The organism is Pseudomonas agarici (genome assembly GCF_900109755.1).
GTDB lineage: Bacteria > Pseudomonadota > Gammaproteobacteria > Pseudomonadales > Pseudomonadaceae > Aquipseudomonas > Aquipseudomonas agarici.
The window spans coordinates 1-24,577 of sequence record NZ_FOAR01000041.1 but is presented as its reverse complement, the minus strand read 5'-3'; the positions used below and the strand labels follow the sequence as shown (position 1 = coordinate 24,577).

35 protein-coding genes and 1 tRNA gene are annotated in these 24,577 nt (G+C 57.0%); all 36 read right to left on the bottom strand.

Annotated elements, in window-relative coordinates:
• Positions 1 to 64: 64 nt before the first annotated feature.
• On the bottom strand, positions 65 to 532 hold the full coding sequence (locus tag BMX68_RS24090) for a phage tail assembly chaperone (RefSeq protein ID WP_074862711.1): 468 nt from the start codon (positions 530 to 532) through the stop codon (positions 65 to 67).
• The gene (locus tag BMX68_RS24085; protein WP_074862729.1) at positions 529 to 1,521 is read right to left on the bottom strand and encodes a hypothetical protein; all 993 of its coding nucleotides are present in this window, start codon (positions 1,519 to 1,521) and stop codon (positions 529 to 531) included. Before BMX68_RS24085 ends, BMX68_RS24090 begins: the two co-directional genes overlap by 4 nt.
• Positions 1,511 to 2,164, bottom strand: a complete 654-nt coding sequence (locus BMX68_RS24080; protein ID WP_017130379.1) for a baseplate wedge 1 family protein — start codon at positions 2,162 to 2,164, stop codon at positions 1,511 to 1,513. The genes BMX68_RS24085 and BMX68_RS24080 overlap by 11 nt, the downstream gene beginning before the upstream one ends.
• Positions 2,164 to 3,384: a baseplate J/gp47 family protein gene (locus BMX68_RS24075; RefSeq protein ID WP_017130378.1), complete on the bottom strand. Its 1,221-nt coding sequence runs from the start codon at positions 3,382 to 3,384 to the stop codon at positions 2,164 to 2,166. Before BMX68_RS24075 ends, BMX68_RS24080 begins: the two co-directional genes overlap by 1 nt.
• The gene (locus tag BMX68_RS24070; protein WP_017130377.1) at positions 3,377 to 3,727 is read right to left on the bottom strand and encodes a contractile injection system sheath initiator; all 351 of its coding nucleotides are present in this window, start codon (positions 3,725 to 3,727) and stop codon (positions 3,377 to 3,379) included. Before BMX68_RS24070 ends, BMX68_RS24075 begins: the two co-directional genes overlap by 8 nt.
• A complete protein-coding gene (locus BMX68_RS24065) occupies positions 3,724 to 4,431 on the bottom strand; it encodes a Gp138 family membrane-puncturing spike protein (protein WP_017130376.1) in 708 nt (235 codons plus the stop codon). Before BMX68_RS24065 ends, BMX68_RS24070 begins: the two co-directional genes overlap by 4 nt.
• Positions 4,432 to 4,508: 77 nt before the next feature.
• Complete coding sequence (locus BMX68_RS24060) at positions 4,509 to 5,012, bottom strand: KilA-N domain-containing protein (RefSeq protein WP_039792152.1); 504 nt, start codon at positions 5,010 to 5,012, stop codon at positions 4,509 to 4,511.
• Between the two features lie 190 nt (positions 5,013 to 5,202).
• Entirely contained in the window at positions 5,203 to 5,952 is a 750-nt protein-coding gene (locus BMX68_RS24055; protein ID WP_143063354.1) for a hypothetical protein, read from the bottom strand.
• A gap of 91 nt (positions 5,953 to 6,043) precedes the next feature.
• A complete protein-coding gene (locus BMX68_RS24050; RefSeq protein ID WP_074862724.1) occupies positions 6,044 to 7,474 on the bottom strand; it encodes a hypothetical protein in 1,431 nt (476 codons plus the stop codon).
• Positions 7,471 to 7,779: a phage baseplate plug family protein gene (locus BMX68_RS24045; protein ID WP_017130372.1), complete on the bottom strand. Its 309-nt coding sequence runs from the start codon at positions 7,777 to 7,779 to the stop codon at positions 7,471 to 7,473. The genes BMX68_RS24050 and BMX68_RS24045 overlap by 4 nt, the downstream gene beginning before the upstream one ends.
• Positions 7,779 to 8,435 (bottom strand): phage baseplate protein, encoded by a 657-nt coding sequence (locus BMX68_RS24040; protein WP_017130371.1) that lies wholly within the window; start codon positions 8,433 to 8,435, stop codon positions 7,779 to 7,781. Before BMX68_RS24040 ends, BMX68_RS24045 begins: the two co-directional genes overlap by 1 nt.
• Before the next feature lie 2 nt (positions 8,436 to 8,437).
• Positions 8,438 to 9,769: a hypothetical protein gene (locus tag BMX68_RS24035; protein WP_017130370.1), complete on the bottom strand. Its 1,332-nt coding sequence runs from the start codon at positions 9,767 to 9,769 to the stop codon at positions 8,438 to 8,440.
• Positions 9,762 to 9,914, bottom strand: a complete 153-nt coding sequence (locus tag BMX68_RS26840) for a DUF6889 family protein (RefSeq protein WP_490424297.1) — start codon at positions 9,912 to 9,914, stop codon at positions 9,762 to 9,764. Before BMX68_RS26840 ends, BMX68_RS24035 begins: the two co-directional genes overlap by 8 nt.
• An 11-nt stretch (positions 9,915 to 9,925) precedes the next feature.
• Complete coding sequence (locus BMX68_RS24030) at positions 9,926 to 10,327, bottom strand: hypothetical protein (protein WP_017130369.1); 402 nt, start codon at positions 10,325 to 10,327, stop codon at positions 9,926 to 9,928.
• Positions 10,328 to 10,330: 3 nt separating this feature from the next.
• Positions 10,331 to 10,738 (bottom strand): hypothetical protein, encoded by a 408-nt coding sequence (locus BMX68_RS24025; protein ID WP_017130368.1) that lies wholly within the window; start codon positions 10,736 to 10,738, stop codon positions 10,331 to 10,333.
• Positions 10,739 to 10,748: 10 nt separating this feature from the next.
• Positions 10,749 to 11,891 (bottom strand): DUF3383 family protein, encoded by a 1,143-nt coding sequence (locus BMX68_RS24020; protein ID WP_017130367.1) that lies wholly within the window; start codon positions 11,889 to 11,891, stop codon positions 10,749 to 10,751.
• Positions 11,892 to 11,909: 18 nt separating this feature from the next.
• Positions 11,910 to 12,455 (bottom strand): phage neck terminator protein, encoded by a 546-nt coding sequence (locus tag BMX68_RS24015; RefSeq protein WP_017130366.1) that lies wholly within the window; start codon positions 12,453 to 12,455, stop codon positions 11,910 to 11,912.
• Positions 12,452 to 12,829 (bottom strand): hypothetical protein, encoded by a 378-nt coding sequence (locus BMX68_RS24010; RefSeq protein WP_017130365.1) that lies wholly within the window; start codon positions 12,827 to 12,829, stop codon positions 12,452 to 12,454. The genes BMX68_RS24015 and BMX68_RS24010 overlap by 4 nt, the downstream gene beginning before the upstream one ends.
• Positions 12,826 to 13,425 carry a hypothetical protein gene (locus BMX68_RS24005; protein WP_017130364.1) on the bottom strand — a complete coding sequence of 200 codons (600 nt, stop codon included), beginning with the start codon at positions 13,423 to 13,425 and terminating at the stop codon, positions 12,826 to 12,828. Before BMX68_RS24005 ends, BMX68_RS24010 begins: the two co-directional genes overlap by 4 nt.
• Before the next feature lie 138 nt (positions 13,426 to 13,563).
• On the bottom strand, positions 13,564 to 13,986 hold the full coding sequence (locus BMX68_RS24000) for a DUF4054 domain-containing protein (RefSeq protein ID WP_017130363.1): 423 nt from the start codon (positions 13,984 to 13,986) through the stop codon (positions 13,564 to 13,566).
• A gap of 39 nt (positions 13,987 to 14,025) precedes the next feature.
• Positions 14,026 to 14,352 carry a hypothetical protein gene (locus tag BMX68_RS23995; protein WP_017130362.1) on the bottom strand — a complete coding sequence of 109 codons (327 nt, stop codon included), beginning with the start codon at positions 14,350 to 14,352 and terminating at the stop codon, positions 14,026 to 14,028.
• A gap of 68 nt (positions 14,353 to 14,420) precedes the next feature.
• Complete coding sequence (locus BMX68_RS23990) at positions 14,421 to 15,449, bottom strand: DUF2184 domain-containing protein (protein ID WP_017130361.1); 1,029 nt, start codon at positions 15,447 to 15,449, stop codon at positions 14,421 to 14,423.
• Positions 15,450 to 15,454: 5 nt separating this feature from the next.
• Positions 15,455 to 15,949: a structural cement protein Gp24 gene (locus BMX68_RS23985; protein ID WP_017130360.1), complete on the bottom strand. Its 495-nt coding sequence runs from the start codon at positions 15,947 to 15,949 to the stop codon at positions 15,455 to 15,457.
• A 2-nt stretch (positions 15,950 to 15,951) separates the two neighbouring features.
• Entirely contained in the window at positions 15,952 to 17,112 is a 1,161-nt protein-coding gene (locus tag BMX68_RS23980; RefSeq protein WP_017130359.1) for a DUF2213 domain-containing protein, read from the bottom strand.
• Positions 17,113 to 17,137: 25 nt separating this feature from the next.
• The gene (locus BMX68_RS23975; protein WP_017130358.1) at positions 17,138 to 17,953 is read right to left on the bottom strand and encodes a phage head morphogenesis protein; all 816 of its coding nucleotides are present in this window, start codon (positions 17,951 to 17,953) and stop codon (positions 17,138 to 17,140) included.
• 2 nt (positions 17,954 to 17,955) lie between these two features.
• Entirely contained in the window at positions 17,956 to 19,332 is a 1,377-nt protein-coding gene (locus BMX68_RS23970; protein WP_026013007.1) for a DUF1073 domain-containing protein, read from the bottom strand.
• Between the two features lie 16 nt (positions 19,333 to 19,348).
• Positions 19,349 to 20,692, bottom strand: coding sequence for a PBSX family phage terminase large subunit (locus BMX68_RS23965; protein WP_074862721.1), 1,344 nt, complete (start codon positions 20,690 to 20,692; stop codon positions 19,349 to 19,351).
• Positions 20,679 to 21,239: a terminase small subunit gene (locus BMX68_RS23960; protein WP_017130356.1), complete on the bottom strand. Its 561-nt coding sequence runs from the start codon at positions 21,237 to 21,239 to the stop codon at positions 20,679 to 20,681. The genes BMX68_RS23965 and BMX68_RS23960 overlap by 14 nt, the downstream gene beginning before the upstream one ends.
• Before the next feature lie 5 nt (positions 21,240 to 21,244).
• Positions 21,245 to 21,418, bottom strand: coding sequence for a hypothetical protein (locus BMX68_RS26055; protein WP_017130355.1), 174 nt, complete (start codon positions 21,416 to 21,418; stop codon positions 21,245 to 21,247).
• Positions 21,419 to 21,469: 51 nt separating this feature from the next.
• Entirely contained in the window at positions 21,470 to 21,799 is a 330-nt protein-coding gene (locus tag BMX68_RS23955; protein ID WP_017130354.1) for a phage holin, lambda family, read from the bottom strand.
• Positions 21,800 to 21,884: 85 nt separating this feature from the next.
• Positions 21,885 to 21,960 (bottom strand) — tRNA-Met (locus BMX68_RS23950).
• A gap of 113 nt (positions 21,961 to 22,073) precedes the next feature.
• The gene (locus BMX68_RS23945) at positions 22,074 to 22,760 is read right to left on the bottom strand and encodes a hypothetical protein (RefSeq protein ID WP_017130353.1); all 687 of its coding nucleotides are present in this window, start codon (positions 22,758 to 22,760) and stop codon (positions 22,074 to 22,076) included.
• The gene (locus BMX68_RS23940) at positions 22,757 to 23,350 is read right to left on the bottom strand and encodes a recombination protein NinG (protein WP_017130352.1); all 594 of its coding nucleotides are present in this window, start codon (positions 23,348 to 23,350) and stop codon (positions 22,757 to 22,759) included. The genes BMX68_RS23945 and BMX68_RS23940 overlap by 4 nt, the downstream gene beginning before the upstream one ends.
• Positions 23,350 to 23,880 carry an HNH endonuclease gene (locus BMX68_RS23935; protein WP_017130351.1) on the bottom strand — a complete coding sequence of 177 codons (531 nt, stop codon included), beginning with the start codon at positions 23,878 to 23,880 and terminating at the stop codon, positions 23,350 to 23,352. Before BMX68_RS23935 ends, BMX68_RS23940 begins: the two co-directional genes overlap by 1 nt.
• Complete coding sequence (locus BMX68_RS23930; protein ID WP_017130350.1) at positions 23,877 to 24,146, bottom strand: hypothetical protein; 270 nt, start codon at positions 24,144 to 24,146, stop codon at positions 23,877 to 23,879. Before BMX68_RS23930 ends, BMX68_RS23935 begins: the two co-directional genes overlap by 4 nt.
• The coding region (locus BMX68_RS23925) for a DUF1367 family protein (protein WP_074862718.1) at positions 24,143 to 24,577 on the bottom strand (435 nt) is incomplete at its 5' end. The genes BMX68_RS23930 and BMX68_RS23925, both read right to left, overlap by 4 nt.

The window sequence follows — 24,577 nt, the reverse complement described above, 5'->3', positions numbered from 1 at the left end:
TGCTGCTCTGTGATCGGCATGCGTTTCTCCAGACTAAAAAACCGCACTCGGCGGCCATTTGCTTTCAGGGAATTGGGGCTGGATCTGGTGGAGATGGCCAATCAATAGAAGCTGGAAAACCAGGCTGTTGTGTAACTCGCCCGAGGTAAATCACATATTTCTCCCACGACACCAGTTGGTCTTCCCGCACGGGAAGCTCTGCAACTTCTGCGGCCTCCGCAATGTCCAGGCGAATGGCGCTTTTGATGGTTGCTACGCGATTTGTCAGCGCCGTTCGCTGTGCGATAGCTTCGCCGGTGAGATTGGAAAGCAGTTTGGAGTTGTGTTCCAAAAGTTCGGCGTTCGTTAGCACTACAGGCAGCCACGCCTCATTTACAAAGTCCCACTTTTGACGAGAGTCTGGTGGCGTGGACGGAGCGATAATCCAATCTACGGCAGGATCGCCGCCGCAAAACATGCCCAGGTACGATCCGTCTGGTGTCATGCAAAGCTTGCAGAACGGCGTTTCTTGGTTTTCATTAATTTCGGTCATTTTTTAACCCTCAGACGAATTTGGAAGTTTGCTCCCGCTCCTGTGACGACAGATACTCCGCTGGTTGGATTGGCGATAATCATCGGGCTGGCCGCGCCCATCCGCGCAGTGACCTGCGTAGTCGTCCAATAGACGCCAGTCGGTGAGCTTGTAGAGCTAGATCCGCCATCAGCGCTGCCATGCATAGAAACTGGAAACTCCTGGCCCACGGCGTACCCGTTGCTCGCCACAATGCACTTCATTTCCAAGGTCGCCAGCTGCGGGATAACCCCCCATGGGTGATTGACCACAATCTGTCCGCCAATGCTTATATTCGTCCAGTCGGAAACCACCGTTTCATACGCATCCTTCTGCGCAAGCTTAAGCGAGGTGACAGCATCCATGTCGTTCAGTCCTGCGTTGACTAGGACCTGGGTTGCGATTTTAACGCTGCCGAGCACAGTCTCAGTAGCCTGTGAGTTTCCCGGTAACGCATCAAGCATGACGAAATCAGTTCCGTCATATACAACATCCGTCAACTGCCCCTGAATCACTGCCGAGATTTTGTTGCCACTGGAATCGTACTGCTTGAGATTCTTCGCCCCCAAGCCGGAAACGTTGATCGTGTCAGACCCTGCGCCACCTGCATGAAACTTCACCTGGAACCGCTGGTTCGCTGCATACGCAGTGATAGCAGGAGAAGGTGTTAGCGTGAATGATGGGGCGGTTCCGGCGGTGGTGAATGCGGTGCCGGTCTGTCTCTGCCTGAGTTGATTAAGGGCGTCAAAAAACTGAGAGCTTCCAACTTTGTCAACGCTCCCGTTTGGCTCCATTCCCACGGAATTCAAAAGAGATTGAAAGAAACCCTCTTTGTCGTTAGCCCAATCCTGCTCTAGGTATGAACCGTCTTTTGCGTTCGGCGCAGTTCTGTTTTTGAATGACCCCAGCGGATAATCAACGGAAGGATTATTGAATCTACCCGGATAACGCTCATTAAGCTTAAGCGACATTATGCACTCCTATAAATCCTGCAAATTCTGCATCATCGTCACCGAACTCGGAATCTATATCTCCGAACTCGACCATATTGAATCCTTCAAGAAATCCATTGAATCTAACCGCTTGAGGTTTTGGAACAAGGCCGACGCTCAATAATGCGAATCTCTCAAGGTTCGTTATCTGTCCATAGAACTCGATACTGAACGACATATCCTCGCCGTCCGTAACTCGAAGAACATCAGCCTTCGGAAGAAGAAAGTTCATCCCATCGAGTATATTTTCTATCGTTGCATCGCCGTTATTTTTTACTATTTTTGCTTTTATGACTAAGCGATAGAATTCGTCCGATAGCTGGCCGTCTTGATCAATTGTTAGCGCGCTGAACATCGCCTCATCGTTACCGAACTCATCGCCGTCTGTCAGATCGAACAGTCCTGGGTTCATCGGCATAGAGCCGACAAAGCTTCTAGGTGCTACAACTATTCGGCCTATCACGTTTAGTTGCTCTTCTACCGCCGTGTCGATGTCATAACTCTTTCGAACAGCTTCGGCGGCTGCCTCTATGCTTCCTCCAAGCTTTCTGGCTATTTCATACCAAGACACGGCCTTTGGCTTGTCTCTGTATTGCGCATAGATCCTGTCTGGAATATTCATCACGTTATCACTACGGTGATGTTGCTCTCCGTCCACCGGGACATCTCGTTATAAGCAATGACTACGTTCGCTTGTCCGCCATTCAGGCTGGAAGAAGGAATGTCGACGTAGCTGTCTCCGTATGAGCCAATAACCTTGTTGACTGGCGTGAAGATCGTGCTGAACGGCACAATCTCGCCGATATCAAAGCCGTCGATCTTGAAGCCGACGTCCGCAGGGATCAGATCGCCGGCGGCGTACTCCATCATCGCCTCCTTGATCAACTGGTCAGCATTAGGTGGCAAAGTCCCGTCATTGACCACATGGATTACGGGCAGCATGTCGACGTAAATTGGCCTGCTAGCCCTGATAATCTTTTTGTTCGACGGGTACTTCGGCGAGGTGACCTCTACCTCAAAAGGGGTCCCGGCCTGGTACAGAGGAGGCCCGGGGTTCTTCTTTAGATAGATCGCCATGGCGATATCTTCATCAGTCCCGCCGTCCGCAATAACTGCGTATGAGTGGGCTGGCAGGCCGTGAGGGTTGTCTACTGATACAGCTGCGCTTCCGGTGTCATTCTCATAGATCTTGACGCGGCGCACGCCTGGCACTGCGTACAACTCACCATAAGTTGAATCGATCTGGTTGTTGCCAGGACGCCCCACCGCCGTTGCGCGGGTTACACGCAGCTGCTCGTCCCGCGGCGCGTCTTCACCTGGTGTTGCCGGGCCTGTGTTGGTGACCGAGGCAAGGCCTGCCACGACGTCAACGATACGAGTGATGGTGTCCTCGTCGGCCTGGGTCGGCCCTACGACCGCGCAGGTTGCATTTACCGTCGCTACGCCAAGTGAGTCCGCCGTGACGGTCTGATCGGTTGTCCAGCGGCTGCCGGTGGTGATCGACTCAAAGCGGTTGCCCTTCAGAATTTCGGTGCCTGGAGTCGCCGTCAGCGTCAATTCAACACTTGATGGCGAGCCCTTTGAGCGAATGGTGCCGGTCAACGAGCAGACGATATCCAGGTCAGCGCCCTTGGCCTTGTTCGGATCTTTCGAGTTGTAGGCGCGCTGCAGAGTCTCGTCCAGGGCGTAGAAGATTTCGGAGTCATGAGCCATCTTCAAGCCATCAGGAGTAGATGGGTCAAGATTCCACAGCGGATCGATATCTACGTAGAACTGCCGCTCTTGGGCGAACCACTCGTTTTGCGTCTGTAGCACGTAGCCGGTCGAAGTCAGGCTAGCCATTCAGTGTTACCTCTTCCAGGCCGAACTCAGTGAGAATCCCAGCGGTTACGCTGTAACTGCGTGTGTTGATGTCAAAGTCAGCGGAGAAGCTGGTGAGCCTGATCACGCCAGGGGTATTGGCGATTCGCGCCCTGAGTGCGGCCTCAGCCGTCGAGAGGCTGGTGAACTTGCCCAGGATCTGCTCGTACCACGGCGTGCCATCGGTGATATCTCGGAAGTACTCGCCCAGGAACAGGCGCAGCCGGGTAAGCACGGTCTGGGCGACCTCGGACTGGCCGGAGATGAACTGCTGCCCGCGCGTCACGATGTCGCCCGTTTCTTCGTCGAGTCTGCGCGCGGTCATGGAACTGGCACTCCGCTTGTCCCTGATCCGGGTGTTACACCGCCATGGCGATGCGTATTGAGATTTATGCCGGCGGCGGTGATGACGTTGCCGTCTGGCGTGATCTTCAGTCCGTTAATCAAGAAGGTGCCGTCGGCCTGCAACTGAAAGCTGCCGGCGCCGTTCTGCATCAGGGTTGTGCCGTCGGCCAGCACGTTGAACCTGGCTACCCCGTTATCCATGGAGATGCTGTTGTCGTTCTTCAGCCAGACGAACTGGGTGCCTGCCCGGTTGCGCATACGGACGCCATTGTTCTGGAACTCCGGTAGCGCGTTCGGCTGCGAGCGGAAGCCAGGAAGGAACATGGCGTCCTGCATGCTGTGAAATCGCCCTCTCGGGTTGGTGGCTACCCCGCCGCTCTGCACCCACCCGTCAATGCAGCGCTGGGAGAACAGGATGTCGCCCTCGCAGCCTGCGTCGATCTGGTATTCGATTGCGAAGTCACCGCCAGGGAAATAGACGGGGACCTCGACGATTGGCTTCAGTGCGAAGGTAGCGTCGTTGACATCCACTCTGAGGATTCCGACCTGCACCTGTGCGCGCTGAGTCAAAGGATTGAACGTCAGAACATGCCCAGGAATTGAGGTGCACACATCCTTCATCAGCTCGCCGAAAGCATTTCGGATCAGCTTCTCGCTGCGAGCCCGGCCTTCTGTCTCGATCATTGTGTTACCTCGCTGTTTTCAGCGGTCCAGAAACAACGAAGCCCGCACTGGGCGGGCTCTTCGTCGGGGCGGATCGGTTACGCGGCGTCGAGGCCGAGAACCATCTGCAAGCGGTCGCGCATCTCGTCTACACGACTTTCAAGCGCTGGCTTCTTGCACTTCCAGTCGGCGAGGCCTTTGCCGTGCAGGCTGGCCAATTGGCGGCCATCCTCAAGCTGCTTGCAGGCCTGGTCGAAAGCCTGCCTCTCGCTCAACTCGCCCCGCAGCAAAGCATCAATGTGCAGGTCGCACCAGACGGCGAAGTCTGGAGAAATCCATCGAGCGAAAGAAACGGCCAGCTTTGGATGCAGCCAGGTTCCACCGTTTCGCCCGCGCTGGGACGAGATTAAATCCCCCTTTTTCGGGGTATTTAGATGGCGACCAAGGGCGCTTATGTATTCCTGGGTTTCTTGAGTTGCCAGCCATTTGTCCAGACGCCTGCTCTCGCGCTTGGCAATCTCAGTCGCATTGACCCACCCATCGCTGTTGAAGCGAACGGCCTGACCTTGATAGTGAAACGGAATGACGTTGCTTGCGTTCATCTGTACACCTCGCTCACCGATCAAATAGAAACGCAGCCGGGGCGGAAGGATGAGCGAACATCCGCCGTTCGGCTGTACAGGCCTAGGCTGCGTGTTGGTTTGCCTTGCGGCGGAAACAGTTTTTAGTTACCGATACTTTTTCGCGGGCATTAAAAAACCCGCCGAGGCGGGCTTGATGATTGTTTGTTTTTTAGAGCTTGCCCTTCATAACCATCTGATCGCAGACGCTGCCGCGATATTTGGCCATCGTATCAAGAGGATAGCGGCTGCTGAGGTTGCTGCGGGCAAAGTTAAAAGCATTGGTTATTCTTTTTGTTTTCGGCGCATCGCCTTCATAGAGGCCCAGTAAATCCTTGTACCTTTTGGCTTGCTCTTCTCTCGGAATCCATTTGTCATCGCTGTCCAGGCTTCCGGTGTAGCAGGCTAGAAGCACTGAAGTAAGTATGTCCTCTCTGGTTGCGACAAAACCACCAAACTCAACCTTTTCTGTAGATTCGCGACCTTTATTACCTTCAGCTCTGGCGTTCCGCCGCCTTATTTCTTCTTCTATTTTTGCCATGGATGAGGCTTTATTTTCGGCAATATACCTCTCCGCTTCCGACCTGATAATTTCGTAATTTATATCACACCGAATAAATCTTGGGCCAAAGTCATGAGTTAAGTAAACAACCTCATCCTCATGGTCATAATACATTTCGGAAGCAATAATTTTACTTGGGTTAAACTGAGCATTAACAGATACGCAGTTGCTGACATATTTAGCACCACTAGACCTAAAGCCTTCTAGGTAAGGCCCGTCCCATCTCTGGATTTCTGCTATAGGCCTGTATACAACATAGCCTTTTTTGGGGTTGTCATATGGCCGTCCCTGCGGAACATCTCTATGTGCTGCACAGCCAGTGATGACCAATGAAACGAATAGCGCTAAAAGTTTTTTCACTTGACCATCCAGGTAGCGTGGAGTCCGCGAGTTTCACAAAATGTAGCAGAAGGCCAGTGCCAAGCCAATCATGTGGCGAACTTTCGAACAGCTACCTGGCAACCTTATTCCCCTCTACGAACATCTCGTTCACGCGCGAAACTGCATCCCCTCGCGTGATGTATCCCTTCTTCTCTCTGTCTAGACCTGAATTTGCTGCGTACTCGCGCTGATAAGGGCCGGAATCTCGCTCCCACATTACATAGGTGTCGAGACGGCCAATCCCTGCGGGCCAAAGGACTGCCATATAGGTGTCCCCAAGGTTGCGCAAGCGCCCCGAATAAGGCTTGTAATATTTCTCGACCCACCCCATCTGCTCTACTGCGGACATCGTAGCTAGTCGCGCAGTGGTCGTTCCGAGGCCTATGGCGGTTTTTTCAACGAATTGAATCAGGCCCGTGGCCGTACTGCCTTTGTCGCGGTTTCTAGCGGAAGGGCTTAAAGTTTTTTTCGTCTCCCAGGCCATTACCGCCATGAGCCAGTTCGGGTCGAGGGATAGTCCTTTCGCGATAGAAATCACTTTAGCCTTGAACGGCTCATACGGATCCTCGACGCGCGCGCCCCAGATCAGCTTGCCATTCTCTGGTGTCGATATAGATCTGAGGTCCGGCTTCGTGCCCCACCGTATCCCGTCTATGTCTACCTTCCATGTGTCGCTATGCGAGTCACCCGAATACCGCAAGGCGAAGACGTTGTACTCTCCCACCGGCACCGCCTCGGGCTGCACCTTAGACAGGTACAGATTCCCCGTGTTGTAGGTGGCAAACTCGGCCTTCAGGTCGATTACGCTGCTGACCATGATCGATGGGTTGAGCTGGGCCGATACGGACACCCCTAGACCGTAGGGGCCGCGAGTTATCTCTGGTATGCCGATCATGCCGGTGAGCTGATTGATCTTGATCGCCGTCGAATTTCGCTTCATCTCCGGCTTGGTGACGTACATACGCCCCATGTGCTGGAGCCAATCGAACTTGTAGTCACGAGCCAGGTTATCCATCGCTGTAGGGATGTCGCCATCCGCCCAATACCCGCGAGCCATTGGCTGGTCGTCGGCGAACTGCTCGTTGTCGATATCGATAGGAATAGGCCATTCCCTGGCAAGTGCCCGGATGGCTTCCTCTACCCTAGCGCCCGGGCCGAGGGATACCTGGGCCGAACCACGATCAACTGCTGCCGATCCTGAGCGACAGATAAGTCGTGTGATGATTTCCGGGGCGCCCGGCTCGCGTTCGCGCAAGACGTTGGTAACGGTACCTGTGAAGATTGCATCAATGTTGTCGGTGTAGCCGGTCTTCAAGATGATGCTGGCTCCGTTTGCGATCCCCGACACCTTGTTAAGATTGTAGAGTCGAATGTCGGCATAGGACACAGAGCTGCCGGGCGACACGTCAATATTGAACTGGATTCGGAGCTGCGTGGAGCCGGATTGCAGGCTGATGTAGGGGGCGCCGTTGATATCGACAGACCAGGCTCTTGATCTCATATTTCCACCACCGGGGGAATCCAGACAAGGAAGTTATCGACGCCCAGGTTGTCCAGCGTCACGTCTTTACCGGTGAAGACCAGTTGACCGATACCGGCCTGATAGCTCTGGATAACATCGCTACCAGGCTCTAGCATAACGCCAGACGCGAGCGTCACGCCGCCCCGGATCAGGTTCATGGACCAGGCCGGCGCGTCTAGGTATGAGACGAAATCAACTTGAAAGGAAATCAGGTTGTCGCCGAGCTGAACGCTGAATCGCTGGTGAGCGTTATCCACACCAGAAGCTAAAGGGATTGTGACCATCAGACTATTCCATCAAGTATTCCGTTAACAGCATTGGTCACACTGGCGCTCGCCTCCTTGGCAATCATCTGACCCTTATTGACGGCCCTTGTGAGCGCGCTCTGAGATGGATCGTCATTTCTCAGTTGATACGACCACCTCTCGTCACCAGCAGCAATCCTGTGCAGCTCAATGACCTCCTGCATCTCCACAACGAACTCAAGACCGCCCTCGTTGCGAGGCTCCTTTGTTCTGGAGATTCGCGTGATAGCCATGTTCTTCAGCAGGATGTCGCCGGCGTCGATGTCGAACGGGTCATACGAACTCATCAGCCAGATGAGAAAGTCCAGGGTGGTGCTTGCTCGCGTCTCGTCACTACCTGCCAGCCAGCCAGCCGAGAGGCCGGCCACCGTGGACACGATGGGGTTGTCGGTCAGATTGGAAAGCGCGCCGCCCAGGAAGTCCGTCAGCTGAACCTTGACCGGGTTATTGCTGATTGCCCCGGTCATGGTCCACTTGAACGGGTTGAAGATGCGGTGATCAGCTACCCGTACCCCGCTCTCAATCGGGAATGTCGTGATGGAAACGCTGGCTTCAAACGTGTCCTCAAGCACGGCGTCAAACGCATACCCGGCAATCGTCGGGGCCTTCCTGGTGAATATGTTGATGATGCTCAAGGCTAGCGCTCCGTGGTTGGCTTGAAGTCCTCGGAGGCCTCGTAGTTCTGGCGCTCGTTGACTTGGACGATCCGCGCATCAAGCTTTTGCCCGTCGAGTTCGAAGGTGAAATTCTGGGTATTGCTGACCTTGAATTTCGCCTCCTGCATCGCCCTGACCAGGGCATCGATGTTTTGAGATGGCACTTCCTTGTAACCGTCAGATACGCCGGCCTGTGGTGGAAGGCTGTCAGCAGCAGATCTTCCGCCGGTGGATGGGGTATCGGGCCGCGACTCTTTGTTGAACACCAAGTCCGAAAAATCAACCAGAGAGCCAAGCCCGATGCTTCTCGCCCCGCGGTCGACAGAGTCGCTAAAGCCCCTATACCCTTCGTAGCTTTCAAGCTTGTCGAAAACGGAGTCAGTAGCCATATACGACCCGGAAGCTATAAGTCCAGGCATGCCCGCCTTTGTCGCAACCGAGCCTACGCTGCCAAGCCCAAGGTATGAGAGAACCGATCCAAGGGTGATAGCGGCCGCGCTTGCACCAAAGGCACCTGCTGCTGGGTTTTCAGCCGCGTAATCAATTGTCTTGCTGATCTCTTCGCGGTGCTCTTCGAGAAACTTTCCCATCCACTCACTTGCGCCGATTAGCCTAGGAAGAAACTTTTCAGTCAGCTCGCTGTTCATTTTCCCGAACTGAAGGCCTAGAGCTGCGTTGCTATCAGCAAGCCTGCGGGCGCTATCACTCATCTGATCTATGGAACCGGCCAACTTATCAGCTCTCTCCATCGTGGCATCAAGCTTTTCCGTTCCTTCTATAAGTGTCCGGAATGAATAATCATCGGCTCCGATAGAGCTCTGAGCGGTGGCGCGCTCACCCTCGCTTCGCCCTGGTAACTGGCGCGAAATCTCCCTCAGAAGATCCATGCCTGTTCCGCCGTTTTGGGCGTCGTGGAATATTTTTCGCGTGTCAAAATGCGCTAAATTCAGACGCTCCATAGAGCCATCTGTGCCGGTCTGCTTGATGTTGTTCTGTATTTCTTCGGCCCTTTTTAGAAGGTCGATACCCTCCTGAGCCTCGCCCCCCATCAGCTTTACTGCATTGCCGAAGTTGAACCGAGTGGCGAATGAGGTTCTCAGGTTTTGTCCAGATGCCGCCAACCGATCAATCTGGTTGGCAGTGCTGGTGATTGCTGCGGCGCCAGCACCAAATGCGCCGATGATCGCGCCAATGCCCAGCGCGCTCGACTTAACACCTTGCAGGCTGGACTGGATCTTTTTGTCGCCCGCCTCAAGAGCCCTAGTGTCCCAGCCGATGCCGATCAGGAACGACTTCAGTACTTTGCTAGCCATTCTTTGCAGCCTCGTATTGGTCCCACAGTTCGTCCATGGCCTGGTTAAAGCGCTCGACGCTGGCTAGGGAGTGGGTTCCGTCTTCAAGTTGCGCCCAGGTGCACAGCGGAGGGCACACACCAACAATCCCGACACATGGGCGCATCAGGAACCAATTTACTGCGCTGCGCTTACCGCCTCGTCCTGCCGAGCGCCTTTTTCGCCGCTTGGCAGCCAGTCGAAAAAATCGGAGAGATTCCAGCGCAGAAGTTCGGCCAGTAGCTGATTGTACTGCACCATCCTGCCGCCGAAGTCAGCGACAGTTACCGGGCGGTCTGTGCCATTGATGAGCACCTTGCTCATCAGTACTTGCGCGACTTGGCCCTTCACATCCTGGCGCATCGACATGAACATCGAGCAAAGCACCTGGTCATCGACCTCAATGCCGGCCTGCGCCGCCGTGGCGAATCGCTCCAGCACAGCACCGGACAGAAGGGACATCAGGCGGTCTTGATCGACGGCGCTGGCCATGGCGGCGTTGTACTGCACGCCGCCAATGGTGAATGGTTTCACGCTCATCTATCAGCCCCTTGTCGCTTCCCAGACATTGAAGTGCATCGTGAACTGATCGTCCGTGATGGTTGAGCCGGCCCGGCCGCGCTGGCCGTCGTTCGCAATCACGCCTTCAGAGCCCAGGGCTGTTTCAAGCGTGCCTATTTGGGTGTAGGTCAGCGTGATATTGGCTTTCGAGTTGTACAGTCCCTGCACGTATGCGGAGTCCGACGAGCCCGGGTTGAGGTAGATGTTCACCTCGCGTCCCGGGTTTTGGCGATCGAGGCGGCATGCGTTGCCGCCTTGCCCGCGACGAAGCTGGGTTGCGGCATCGATCGGCGCATCCGTGTATGGGGTAGCAGTTTCGCCCCAATCCTGGATCTGTCGGCCGTTGATGGTGACGACTGTCTTGTTGTTCGAGAAATCACTCAGGCTCATGGGTCACCTATCAATAAACGTCGAGGTCAACGTCAACAATGTGGATGGCGCCGGCGCGGAACAGGCGGATGCGCAGTGGCGCGGATTTGCGGGCATCGCGATCGGCGTCTGACAAGTCGAGGATGTCCTCGGGCTTGGTCAGAATCTCGAAGCCAGTGGTGTACTTCTCGAGACCGTCGTCCGGATCGATGTAGTTGCGCGGCCCAAGGTAGCCGTTGTTGATGAACTGCTGCATGGTCGCCCGGGCAGTGCCAATCAGCACCGCCTGGCCAACGGGCGTCTGCGCCAACTTGGTTGTCTGGTTCGCGGTCACGTTGTAGAGCGAAGTGGTCAGGAAGTTCACGCACGCGTCGAGGTTGACCACATCATCGATGAACTCCCCGTATGTACTGTGCGTCAGGGTGTTCAGCCAACGACCGGAGTCGGTCGAACCCTGGTTGTCCACCACGGTGTAGAAGACAGCCTTTTTCTTGTCGCTCTGCATCGCGGTATAAGCAGTGCCGGTCAGCGATTCCGCAGGGACGCCCGGCGACTTCTTGAATTCACCGGTGATCGTCGATCGGTCGGCGCTGTAGTTCACCGCGGCGAAGTGCTTGGCCAGGGCCGAGCCGGAGTATGGGTCAGTCGCGTGCGCAGCCGTGTACACGTGACGGAAGCCAGAGGCGGTCAACTGAGTGGCGATATCGTCAACGTCCGCCGGGTCTCGAATCTCTGTAGCCGATGCGCCGGTCTGGTTGTCGATGAACATGCTTGTGTTGTCTTCGCACCACTGTGCGATAGCCAGCACATCCGCCTTTACGGCCAGAATCGGAGCGGTCCACATGGTCCAGTACCACCAGAGGATATTGCGGGCCTTATTGAGAGTCGCGGCGCGAGTCAGGTCGGCATCAGCAACGCCCCACACCTTCAGCTCGCGAGTAGCTGGAGTGCCGCCAAGCCAGCGCTGGGCTGCCTTATAGGTCTCGGTGGTGTCCGCAAAGTCTTCAGACAGCGCCACCAGGGAGAAGTAGGTCCGATACGTGTCCACGGCAAAGCCGACGGGCAGTTCGTCTTCAGGGGCGAACAGCATGGCGCTGGCAAAGTTCGCATTGCCCAGGCCTGCCGGGCTGATCCGGGCATTAATCCGGATGATGTTGGTAGCTGGATAGCTCACTGTGCTAGCTCCAATTGGTTATGAGGGGTCGACTTCGACGGTGAAGGTCTGGAGGACCTGCGCTTTTTCGTTCTCGAGCGCCACTTCCACGCTCAGGATGTTGTTGATCTCGGAAATGCTGATCGCCTCGTACATCAGGCGAAGGGTGATCTGTGATCGCTGCTCGAAGTTGGCCGATTGCAGGCTGGTGAGATTGTTTACGCCGTCGGCACTGTTCCAGCCGATTTTGGCCTTGAACAGCATGATGCTGATGTCGGGCCGCTTGTTGGCCTGCTTCAGCCGCTCGGCGTACATCAGGGCCTCGCCGCGGTAAAAGTTGATGCTTGCCGAACACATGATCTGTGCGCGCACTTCGGTTTCAACCAAATCGCCAAGGATGTCCCTAGTAGTGACGTTGGCCTGGCCGCGCTCACCGATGTACTGCCGCGGCGTGATCGTCGCGTATGCGCCCTTCGGCGCTGGCATGCTGTCAGGGCCGGCTTGGTCGGCCAGGATGCACTCAGGAACCCCAGTCGCCAGCATCACGATCGGTCTCAGCTTTGCGAAGAATTCTTGATTGGTCATGCCGGGCCGCCTGACTGGTCGTCAATGCGCATGACTAGGACCTTGCAGTAGTCGCGCCAGTAGCGGTTGTCGCACTTGACGGCCTTCCACTGCTGGCCGAGAAACGTCCATGTGCCAGTCTGGTCGATCAACTGCATCTCGCCGTCATTGATGTAGATGCGGCGCACATCGGTAATTCGCTCGCCGCCCTGACGGATGAAATCCACTTCGCGGTCGCTGGCCTGCTGGATGTTGACGGTGTAGTTCTTGGTATCGGTCGCGCCTGGAACCCAGATGCCCTCAACCCACTGCCCAGCGACGGCGACAGTGCGCGATGCCGGAACACTGACGAACGTATCGTCTACGTGACCGGCCATGCTCAGCGTGCTGCTCATTCCAGGCCCTCCGTTACTGGTCCGACTGAGACCTTGTGCGTGACCGACTGGCGCAAATGACCATCTGCGATAAGCGGGTTGGAACTACCTTTCTTACGGATGGTTGAGGCCGCGTTGGGCGGGCTCTTCAGTTCGGTCATGTAGACCTTCACCGCGGCCGCCGCCACGACGCCGACAGCCTCAAGGATTTGATCCATCGACTGGCCGGCCTCCATGCCTTCTTGGATGGTCAGCAGCACCTCAGGCGTGGCGCTCGCGACACCGGGCTCAAGCCATGGCCGAGCCGGGATATCGATCGTGTGCGCCTGCGTTACACCCAACTGCATGTAGCCACTGCCAGTTTTGAGGAAGCGAACCTCATCGCGATCGGCTGCGGCCTTGCTGGCGTATCCGTACGACGTGCCGCCCGGGTGCTTGACCTCGGCACCGAACTCATGTGTAGCGCCCAGGCCGGCCATGGTGATGTCGCCCGACTCGACGTTGCCGGCTTCCTCATGGATGCCGACGGTGACCACCTTGTCCGACCTCAGCACCGCCAACTCCTTGGACAGCTCGTCTTGCAGTTCCTGGAAGCCCTGGATGTCGAGGGTGATCATGATTGAATCGCTCCAGCAACCAAGCCAAACCCCATTGCCATGGCGAAAATCACTGCTACCACGAGCAAAACATTGAGCCACTCTGCCCATATGTTTTTCCTTCCCCTGTAGCCTGGGTGACGCCTGTTAGATCCCATATCAAACCGCCTTGGCACCCATGCCCACGCGACGGCGCAGTCGCAGGAACTGAACGCCGTAGTTGGTGAGAGACAACCAGTCGTTTTCGGTTTCCTGAATGGCGCCGACCCGGTATGTCACTGACTCATCGCCAATCGACTTGGCAGCCACGTTGAGGCGTGCGGTCGACGGGATATTTGTCGGGTCAGTGGCGCCAAGACCGGTCGGGTACGTGACCGACAGCCAGTGCGCAGCGAAGTAGTACAGCCCGCGGCGCTTGAGGTTGTGGCATTCATCCTCGTAGGCGCCCCAGCGGCTGCTCCCGGTTTCGCAGTCAGCCTCGCACAGGGACTCCTGCACCACGGCGTCTGGCCACTTTGTCGTGTCCGTGAACGCGAGCTGAACCGCCCGGAACGAGTCGACAATTTCCGGTGTAATTTGCATGCGTTCACCTTGAATGAGTGGGCGCCAGGCGCCCGGGTGTTACAAGGCAGGCTGAGCCTTGGCGATTTCTTTGCGCAGGCGAGCCTCTTTCCACACTGGGTTCACCTCGATGCCGAGGGAGACAGCCTCTTCGCGCAACTGAGTGATGACTTCGTCGCTGCCGTCATCTTCGCTGTCCAGCTCATCCTCACCGACGCGACGCAGGTCGCCGTTCTTCAGCAGCGCCTTGACGAAATCGATCTTCGCCACGGAGTCCGGAACCTCGACCGCTGGATTTTCCCCCGGCAGGATCGGGTAGCTGGTCTCTTTCTCGCCAACCAGGTGGTTGATGGTGATCAGTCGTGCCGCTTCGTTTTTCAGGAACATGTCGAATCCTCGCCCGGAATAACTGACCGCCGCCCCGGGCAAGGCGGAGGCGATCAGATATCGGCTGGTTAGAACTGGTCGCGGTACGCGCCAGAGAACGGATAGCGGAATTCAACGCCGCTGATCTTGTACTCACACGGCACGTTGACCTTGAGGTTCCACATCTGCGGAGCCAGGGAGCGCCACGGGATCGGCACCTGCATGCCCAGGTTCTCGTCGTTCAGCTCGTAAGCGACGATACGGTCCTTGTTGCCGTTGGACACGCCGGCAGCGGCCAGCTGGGCAGCGGACAGTTGCAGGCGGCTGAAGATGTTGATCGGGCGACCGGTCAGCGCGGTGTACTGGTTGTTGGTGCGGAAGTACTCGAGCATCGTCTTATCGGTGATGGTGCCCATCCGCTTGTTCGAAATGAATGCGAAGCGGGCGGCATCCAGGATGATCGTGTCGAACAGGTGAACAGTTGCCGAGTTGAGGTAACCATCAACCAGGATCTTGTTCAGGTCGGCGACGATCTGGTCACCGGTGGTGGCTGCGTTGTACCAGTCCAGGGTGGAGTTCGACAGCGCCAGGTTTGGGTTGTTGAACAGGCCGGTCATGCCGCGCGCGGCGTCGCCGAAGTAAGCCACACGTTGGGTGTGCTCCTGGGCGCCACGGAAGGCCAGTTTCGCCTTGGTGGTGTCCAGCGGGATGCGCAGCTGTTGCGATTTGCGCAGCTCGTCCAGGCTGTAGCTGTACTTGTTGCCAGCGTAGCCGATCGGCACGGTCGACTTGTTGGCGTTCAGCGTCACATCCGGCAGGTCGTCAGCGCTGGCGCCGATGAACTTGCCGAGGGTCACGCCGTCGTAGCTGATGTAGTCCCACTGATCGACCCACTCCGGCAGAGAGGTATCGACCGGGATCAGCTCCATGTAGTTGATCGCGGCGTACTTGGCCTCGTAGATACGAGATTCAAGGCTCGCCAGTTGGCTGATGTAGAAGGCCAGGCCGTCATCGAGGGTCGGCAGACCGTCGTTGAAGGTCACTTGGTACGCATCGCGGCCGATCTGGTGCGCGATAGCGGCATCGATGGCTACGACGATTTTATTAAGCTGAGTCATGTCGATTAGCCCCCGACCTTCAGAGAAATTTTAGCCAGTGCGCCGGCGCCGGCAGTACTGACCCATTTGGCGTTCGGGATCAGCACTGCCAGAGTGGCGGCAGCGCCGACCACGTTGGAGAACTGGCCCTGGTTGGTGCCGGTGCCGTCGCCGACCACCAGGTAAACCGGGTCATCCTTGACGACTGCTACGCGGGCGGTTACCCAGATAGGCGCCATGGTCTCGACGGTCATGTCGCGCTTGGCGACCGCGCCGAATACGTCGGTAGTGGTGTAGGCGCGGTTCAGTTCGCGCTTCACGACGCCGATGAATTGGGCGGCGGTCGAAGCGGCTACCGGCAGCTTGGCGCCGTCGTCACCGTCAGTGACCACACCCAGGCCGTAGGCGATGTTGACGGTGCCCTTGTTGACCTTGGAGACGCCGTTGGACACTTCGCCATCAGCGACCATGCCCGCGTACGCGACGCCGTGGTTGATTGCGTTACCACCTTGAACTGGCATGGTTAGGCTCCTTTCTGTTTGTGGGCGGACGACAAGCTTTTCTTGTGCGCCTGGTACGGGGTCGGTGCGGCATCAGCGGTAGCGGCCGTGGTCGCGCCGTCCTTGGCCAGCTGGAGGAACTGAGTGAACAGCGCGGAGGTGTCAGCGGTCGGCGGCTTGGGCTTTTTATTGCCCTTCTCGTCCTTGTCGTCTTCTTCGTCATCATCCTTCTCGGACTCAGTGTCGAAGGCTGCTTCAACGTAGCCGGAGGACTTGTCCGACCAGTCACGCTTCGGCAAGGCAACGGCCAGGGCGGCGCGCTTGATCTCGATCACGTCGAGGCTGTCGCAGGTGAACTCATCGCCGGCGACCTTTCGGGCCAGGGCATGAGCGCTGGAGATAGCGGTGACGCGAGCCTTGATAGCCTCGTCGCTCGAAGCCTTGACCGCCTCGCCGAGCTTCTCGGTGGCAGAGTCAGCGGCAGCCTGGGCCTTATCAGCCTTGGTTTCCGCATCAGTGGCACGCTTCAGCAATCGGTCGAACGAGTCGGCGACCACTTGGGCGTTCGCAGGATCAGCAACATCAACGCTGCGCCCGCTATCGGTGGTGATAAGTACAGGCATTGTGTTGCCTCCTGGGTTTTGATCGAAAATACGGGCAATTGAGCCCGCCCTTGCTCTTTCTACAATCGCGACGTGGTTGATTTTGATGTCGCGCTGGATGTAGTCGTATGCCTGGCCATCATCAGTAACCCCTGGGGTTTCGTCGTAGATGGCGGTGTAGCCGGCGGATAGCTCGCACTTGCCGCCCAAGATTTCATCGATGGTCTTCTGGTCTTTGACGATCAGGTCGCAGACAACAAAGTCGCCATCTCGACGCCCGGGGCCGCGCACCACTCCAACCGCCACGCCCTTGTAGGTAAGCGCCGTGACCAACAAGGGCGGATGGGGACTTGTGATGTCGGAGGCGTCGTAGGTATTGAGTGAGGCTTCGTTGAACACCTCTTCCTCGGGGCGATACACGCGAACAACCCTCATTGGGTCGCCATCGAGGCCAAGCTCGCGAGCCAGGTACTCCTGAATCCCGGTACGGGCTACCCGGCCCGGCACCTTGAGAAACCCCTCGTCGGTGTACTCTCGCTGGGTGATGCGATACCCAGCCCGGTCGAAAACCGTGCACTTCATGTTGCGGCCTCGCGGATTGGATGAATTAGCGGTAGACGCCCGGCGCCGTGCGGCCTGCGTCTTGGTTTGCCTTGACCTCGCGGGCGCTCACCGGTCTGGGTATGCAGCGGCACCCATAATCCGATCCCGGCTTTATGGGCGTGCCTTTCGGGCCTAGCGGCAGGTTGTCCCAGCGATACACGCCCACGCCATAAGCAGTAACCCTCGTGGCAAGCTCGTGATGCCAGTGCCTGACTCGCTCATCATCTGAGTCTTGCCAGCCGAAATATTCGAAGCCAGCGCCTCTCTGTTGCTTTTCGGCCAGATCACCTTGAATCTTTCCTGCCTGATCCCTGGCAATAAATCTAGCGCGGCGCTGGGTAACGCCGAACTGCTCCTGCAACGCCTTCTCGATATATCCAGGCCGCATGCCGGAGCGCATGTTCGCCATCACCAGCGTCTGCACCTCTTCCAGGTACTTGGAGGGGATGGATTTGATCAACTGGGCGTTCTGCTGTGCCGAGGCGTGCAGGTAGTCTTGAAGCTTGGTGTTGCCGCTGTACACGTCGATGCCGGCTGACTTCTTCAGGTCGCGCTCGGACTTCTTGAGCGATGCCTGAACGAACTCACCAGCAATGCGTGCGCCAGCAGCCTGCACCGTCGGCGACGACCAGCGGCTCACCAGCGTGGATATCGCGTTGAGGATCAGGTCAGACCAGGCATCAGTGGTGACCACCGCGTCCTGCGTGTACTCCGGCGCAAGTTGGCGAACCAGCGGCATGACCTCCTTGCTGATCGACGCCTTGACCTGCTTCACCAGCCGCTGCAGCTTGGCGTTGTACTGGATGCCGATCATGTCCATGGTTATTCAACCTTGTCGTCGTCATCCACCGGATCATTGAACATGGTCAGGTCCTCATCAGCCTCCAGCGCTTCGATCTTCTCGTCGTCGAACTGGTAGAGCTCTTCGGCCTGCAGGCGGCGCTGGATCTGGCTTGTGGTGACGATGGCGGCGTCCTTGTACAGGATGTCGGTCTCGGCCTTGGCCTTGTTCGCCGTGGCGATCTCTACCGCGTCAGGCTGCTGGAATGGGTTCCAGGCGTAGTTAAAGTCATCCAGCCACTGGCCCGTTGCCGAGCGAACCAGCACCTCGTCTAGCTGACGAAGGCCCGGATCAATCTGCGTCAACCGCTTTGAGGAAAGCGAGTTGAAGTAGTTGTTCATGTCGCCCGCGCCAGTATCGCCAAGCCCTTTTGATGCAGTGCCGAACAGTCTGGTGAGCGGGATGTCCGCCGCACCACTGATCCACGTCATGAGCAGGTCAAGCACAGGCGCTACCCCGGACAGGTCCAGGGTCTTGCGGTCATAGGTCTCTTGACCATCCAGCAATGCAAGGTTGATCGATGATTTCATCATGCTGAACAAGGCGTACCGCGCCGTGATGGCGTCATCCTGATCGCTTGCCAACTCATCAGAGAGGCCTTCGCGCTTGATGATGTCGACGTTTGCTTCCTGCATCAGCTCGGCGATGCCGTCCTTGCTGGCTACGATGTCCATCACGTCGTCGAGGCACTTGCGTAGCTCTGAGTCACCCCAGCCCTGCGTCTGTGCGCGCTGGCGGCGCGGAAGCTTGGCTCCAGCGAACCGGGCGAAGTGCGTCCAGTGAATCTGCTGGGCGCCAGCGGAAATGGTGTAGAAGTCTGGCTGCAAGTAGTTGGCGGCCAGGATGTTGGTCTGGTTGAGATTCATCGCCGTCATGTCGAATCGATCGATGACCAACAGGCGGTACAGGTCGCCCTTCTTGATCTTCTCCGGCTTGAGCGGCTTGGTCAGGTCCTGGTTGGTCAGCATGAGGATGCCAGCGCCACCGTAAAGTCGCGCCCAGCTTGTCGCCTCACTCACCATGGCCGGCAGTTGCAGGCGGTCTTCCTCGGCCCGGATCACGTCCGCGTCATCGCATTTGAGGGTGCGCCACTCGCGAGTCATGTCCTCGGCTGGGTAGTCCACGATTGCACGCGCAAGCCAGCTCGTTTGATAGGCCGCGTCAAGCTGCTGGAAGTCGTTCAGGAATCCGTACTGGAACTGGTTGTGTGAGCGCTTAGCCTTCTGCGTGCCCAGGCCGGACACGACGTTCACCAGGCCATCAGTCGAAGACTTGATCTGCGCCTCGTACTTCTGAGCGGCCCGCACAAGGGCCTTGCCCAGCTTTTTGTCTGCTGGCACTAAGCCCTTCTTGCTCATGGGGTCACCGATTTGTTTAGAGGAGGTCGCGGATTGGTCTCGAATTGGCTACCAGGTGCGGACATGCGCCCATCACGAACGCATCAGCCAGGTTGGGGGACGCGACACTGCGTCGGGCCAGCTCATCCTTGGTCTCGACCATATCCAGCCCGCGCTTGCTATAGCGCTTACGTGGCGTGGACAGCTCGAGCTTGAGTTGCTCGATCTTTCGCAGATCGCCGGAAATGCTGATCAGGTCGGACGCTTTGAACTTTTGTCCCTTGGTGACCGCGTTGAACGTGTTACGCATGCGGTCGGCCACGTCCTGCCAGGCTTGGGCCTTTAGGTTCTCGAACTTGTCCTTGTTCTTGATCTTCGGCGCGTATTCCTTTTCAGGATTGACGATAGCGCCAGCGGCGTTGAACTTGAAGTACCCGCCATGAATACGTGCTGCCTTCAGGGTGGAACCCACGTGAGCACCGTTGCCAATGCTGTCGTAGATCAGTCGCCCGCCGCGCACGTGAGACCACGCACGCATGGCTGACTCGTTCAGCTCGTCTTCGCCAGCCTTCCAGTCGTCCATTTCAAAGCAGATCGCCCCGTCAAACAGGGCGCAGGCGTTGCTGTCATCACCACTGTCCGCTACGTCATAACCAACCGCCTTCGCCCCGGACAAGCTCATACCCAGCTTCAGGTGTGCGTTAACGCATGCCTCCACCCAGGAGAACTTAATTACCGCCGCATCGTCGTTGGTGCGGGGCTGGCCGAGGTAGATGTGGTTGTACGACTCCTCATCCGCCTCCTTGAGTCGCTCAGCCTTGGAGCGCGCAGTGTCGGAGAGGAACGGGTTGTCGGCGTAGTTGATGTGCTTGATGACGCAATCGTCGCCCAGCAGTTTTGGTAGCTTGGCCTGAACGAAATCCGTCATCAGGTCCGGGTTCCACAGAATCCAGATCTCTGAACCCTGCTTCCGTATCGTCGGGTCGATGACTTTCCACTGATCTTCGGTGAGGCCTTCGCCTTCCTCGATCCAGCAGATGTCAACGCCTTCCGTACCCTTGATGTCGTTCAGGTTGCGGGCGATGCCGTAGAACAGGAACTCCGAGCCGGTCTTGCGGTGCTTGATCGACGACACGCCGATGTCAAACTCGTCCGACCAACCTGCTTGCTCAATCTTTTCCTTGATGACCGTATACACCGAGTCGGCGATTCGGTTCTGGAACTGGCGAATGCAGAGAAACTTCACCGTATAGTTGCGAGCCAGGAAGGCAGCCATGCCGCCCGCGTCTTGGGTCTTTGATGAGAACCGCCCACCCTTCAGAAGCTTGTACGGCTTCCTGATCCGCCAGAACTCACGAAGGTTCGGGTTAAGCTGGTACATCGCCGGTGTAGAAGTCGTCCAGCGACTTCCCTTTGGGGCTCATGCTGCCGTCGCTGCTGGTGTGGTCGTGCTTCTGTGCCGACTCCCAGCCTTGCATCCTGGCTAGCTGCTGAATCGCGCTCAGGCGGTCATACATCTCGATCTTTGGCCCGAACTTGGTCATGGTCACCGACTTGATGGTGGCCGATGCCATGTCGTGGATCTCGTCGCTATCCTTCATCCGCCAGATGGTTTCACTGATGGGTCCGTCAGGACCATCAACCTCATGCTGGTCAAACTCAAGGATATCGGTAATAGATGTCTCGGCAATCAGGCTGAGACGCTCCAGGGCTCTCTGGCGGGTCATAACCGAATCAGTGACAGCCGACTGATTGAGCTCTGCAAGCCTTACCGTCAACTTACCGTTGGAGAGCAATTCGCTCGCCTTCACGTTGATGGTGGCCGGCTTCATGTTCTTGGCAGCGTATACCTGCCTGTAGGCCTCACTGGCGTTACCCGTCTTCAGGTAGGCCAGGCAGAAGGCCTCCTGCTTCGGGGTCAATGCCATTTTCTTTAGTCCTGCGTAGCTGGCTTGGTGATCAGGTAATCGAACTCGGCGAAGATGGCTACATTCTGGCCGTCGGCATCTTCGATATGCAGCACGCCACAATCGACATATGCACGCACCCCTTTCACCGTTTCAACTCGGTTACCGCCATCTACCGAAACTTCAAAAACCTTTTCCATGCTGAATCTCCGTGCCACATTTTTCGAATGCGCCAAATCGTGGCGCGGTTATTACTGATCGCGACTCGGCAGCTTGAGATCAGTAACCCTGTCAGCGATGTTGCGGATCTTCTCTACGCCGAGGAAGCCCACCCAGCCGCCAGCGAATGTAGCCATGCTCTGGGGTAGGCCGAAGAAGTCCAGACCGCTGATGATTGTCAGCGTTAGACCACCGCAGATCGCACCCTCTACGATCATCTGGCGTCGAGTGCCGCCACCATAGGTGATGCGCAGAACTGCCATTGCACACGACAATGCTGCTGCGTATAGCACTGGCGAGTGCTGGCTTAACCACGCAAGCAGGATGGCCCAGGTGTCTGGTTTGTCTGGCATGTTGGACATCTCGGTTCCTCCCCGTCAGGGAGTTGAGGTATTTAAAAGGGCCTCAATAGGGCGAGGCCAAGATGCAGCAAGGAGCATCTGGATATGGTTGCGAGGGATGGATTCGAACCACCGACCTCCGGGTTATGAGCCCGACGAGCTGACCGCTGCTCTACCACGCAAAATCAAGAAATAAAAACCCGGAGCAGTCTCCGGGTTCAGGGTTTCGTGTGCGTTTCGCGTTACTTGTGCACTATGAGAAATTTACCTCAAAAAACCCAACATGGCAATAACTTTATGCCGCATGATCTTCTTTTTCTGCGTGAATGACCTGCCACACTGGTTGCTGTACACGGACATCCACTTCTTCAATTGCATCCCGCAGGAAATTCCACGCCTCTTTCCAGTCCCGATCCCAGACCTTTGGCTCTATGCGGACGCCGTATAGTTTGAGCATGCCATCAGCAATACGAGCAGGCCCCCACTGCGCGCCATCATGAGCCTCGATCTTGTAGGACTGTAGAGCCATTGTTACGAGGCAATGCACTTTCGCTTCCTTGGCTTCAGTTAGCGATGAAAAATCCACGCTACCCCAAATCAGCTTTTCTGCATTCAATACGTGGGACAGGGTCATGCACGGATGATAGAGATAGTGCCCGAATTGTTGTTCCTGGAAAGGAAGCGTGTCGATAGCGCGCAGCACTTTGCCGATCATTGCTAGATGCGCAGCCCTGGCGGTTGATCGACCTGGCGACGTGCGTCGAGTTTCGCTGATGCTGATGCGTTGCCCTGGCACTGAGAAGCTTGCGGCCTCTTCGCCCTTTTCACTGCCAAGCGCGGGGAACCTAGCGTCGCGCTTACCTATGCGGCCTCCCGTCTTTACCGGAGCCGATTCCGCCCGGTCAATTGCCGCAGCACTGATAGACGCGTTCGATTCGTGCTGAGCTTCGGTCCACACCTGCCTTGCGTTGATCAGTTTCATGCTGCCTGCCCCTTCTTCAATTCTCTGGTCTTTGCCCGGTATTCGGCTTTGATGGCCTTGATCTGCTCGACTGTGTACTTGCGCACGCTCTGGTCAGCTTCCAGTGCGTCGACGGCCTCCTGGCCGATTCGCGCAATCAGGCCGATCCGGTAATCCACGGCATTTCCCGAAAGGAAACGGTTGTCCTGCTTGCTCTGTGCGTGACAGTTGCGCTCATCGAAGCGCAGGTGCGGTGCGGAGCCAACGCTGCGGTAGTGGCCCGCATCTACTGCGTTTCCGCTCCAGTCCAACGGCTTGCCGCTGGAGATGCAGGAGTGTCCAGCCGCACGGTCCCGTGTGCGGATGTACTCGTTGAACACTTGCTGGGCCTCGCGCAGGTGGTCAGCCCTGCTCTTCAGCTTCTCCTTGCGGACCTTGATTTCCTTGCGCCCGATATCTGCCAGCGCTTTATTTGCCCTCGGCGCGTGCCGTGGGGCATCAATGATTGCGCAGGCCGGACTGCATACCGCCTGCCCGATGCGCGCCGGGACAAACAGAACCGCGCATGCCGCATTACGGCAGCGCTTCTGCTTCCTTTTTCCGAGACTCATCAGGCCCTCCTCCGCAACTTGGTTTCAGTGCGTCCATGACTATCTGCGTATCCGTACTGAATCTCTTTGGATTTCCTCCAGGCAACCGCGTCCAGGAAACTTGAAAAATTCTTTCTCGTTTTGCGCCCATCAGACTGTCGAATAGTTGCCACCCACCTGCTCATCGAAGCGTCCCAATGGACACCGTGAACACCGGTCCGATTGTCCTGCCTCAAAGCTGTGTTTCTAAGGTTTGTTGACTGGCTGCAGGCCCTGAGATTGGCCCAGCGGTTATCAGCAGGGTCTCCGTTTATGTGGTCAACCACACCAGCAGGACGCGATCCGGTCATCAGCACGAAAGCCAGGATGTGTGCTTTGAATTGTCTTGACCCAATCTTTATGCGCGAGTAGCCGTAGCTATCAGATGAGCCGGCGACTGACCCTTTTTGCATCCGTCCAGCGCTAGTTTTCCTGATGAATACGCCGGTTTCAGGGTCGTACGAGACGGCGGCCTGGATACCCGCGATATCCACAGTTGACGGGATCGTCATAAAGCCTCCTTGGCTTTCTGCAGCTCATGGGCGAAGTCGCCGCGAAGTGGCATCAACCACTTTTCCCAAACGATGGCCTTATCGTCACTCACGACCCACACAGGATCGCCGCCATCCTGCTCATAGACGCCAGGGTCCATTGGGTCTTTTCGGTCAACCGGCCCCACAAGGTGACGACTTACCAGCTCTACGCATGTGCCGATCACTGGAGGAAAGGTGTGATTTATCACCAGCGCCAGATCGCCCGGCTTGAAGTTATGATTCATGCGTAGCTCCCGATCTGATCAGCAGCACTCAATGCCGCCTCTTCCGATTCAAAGTGGGCAGACAGGACCAGCCGCCAGCAAGCGTTGAACACGTCTCGATAAAGAGGCTCGAAAGCGGTGTCATCCATCGCAGACCAACTAATCGACTTGGCCTCCTTGCGCACGCCGTCGGGAGTGCGCACCAGGTGGAAGTGCCCAGCCTCGATAGTCACCCACTCGCGAAATGCCTCGCGGGACTTGTCTACCGCAGGAAATCGCTCGGCTCGAGCCGACTCAAGACCTTCGATGTATGCAGCAACGGCGTTCGAGAGCTGTCCCGGCTTTCCGCTCTGCGCCTCGAAGAACTTAGCTAGGCCTTGAATGCCGCGCATTTCCTGGCGCGGCACCAACCCGCCGACCGGCTCCCAGTACTCCCAGGCCAGATCCAACAT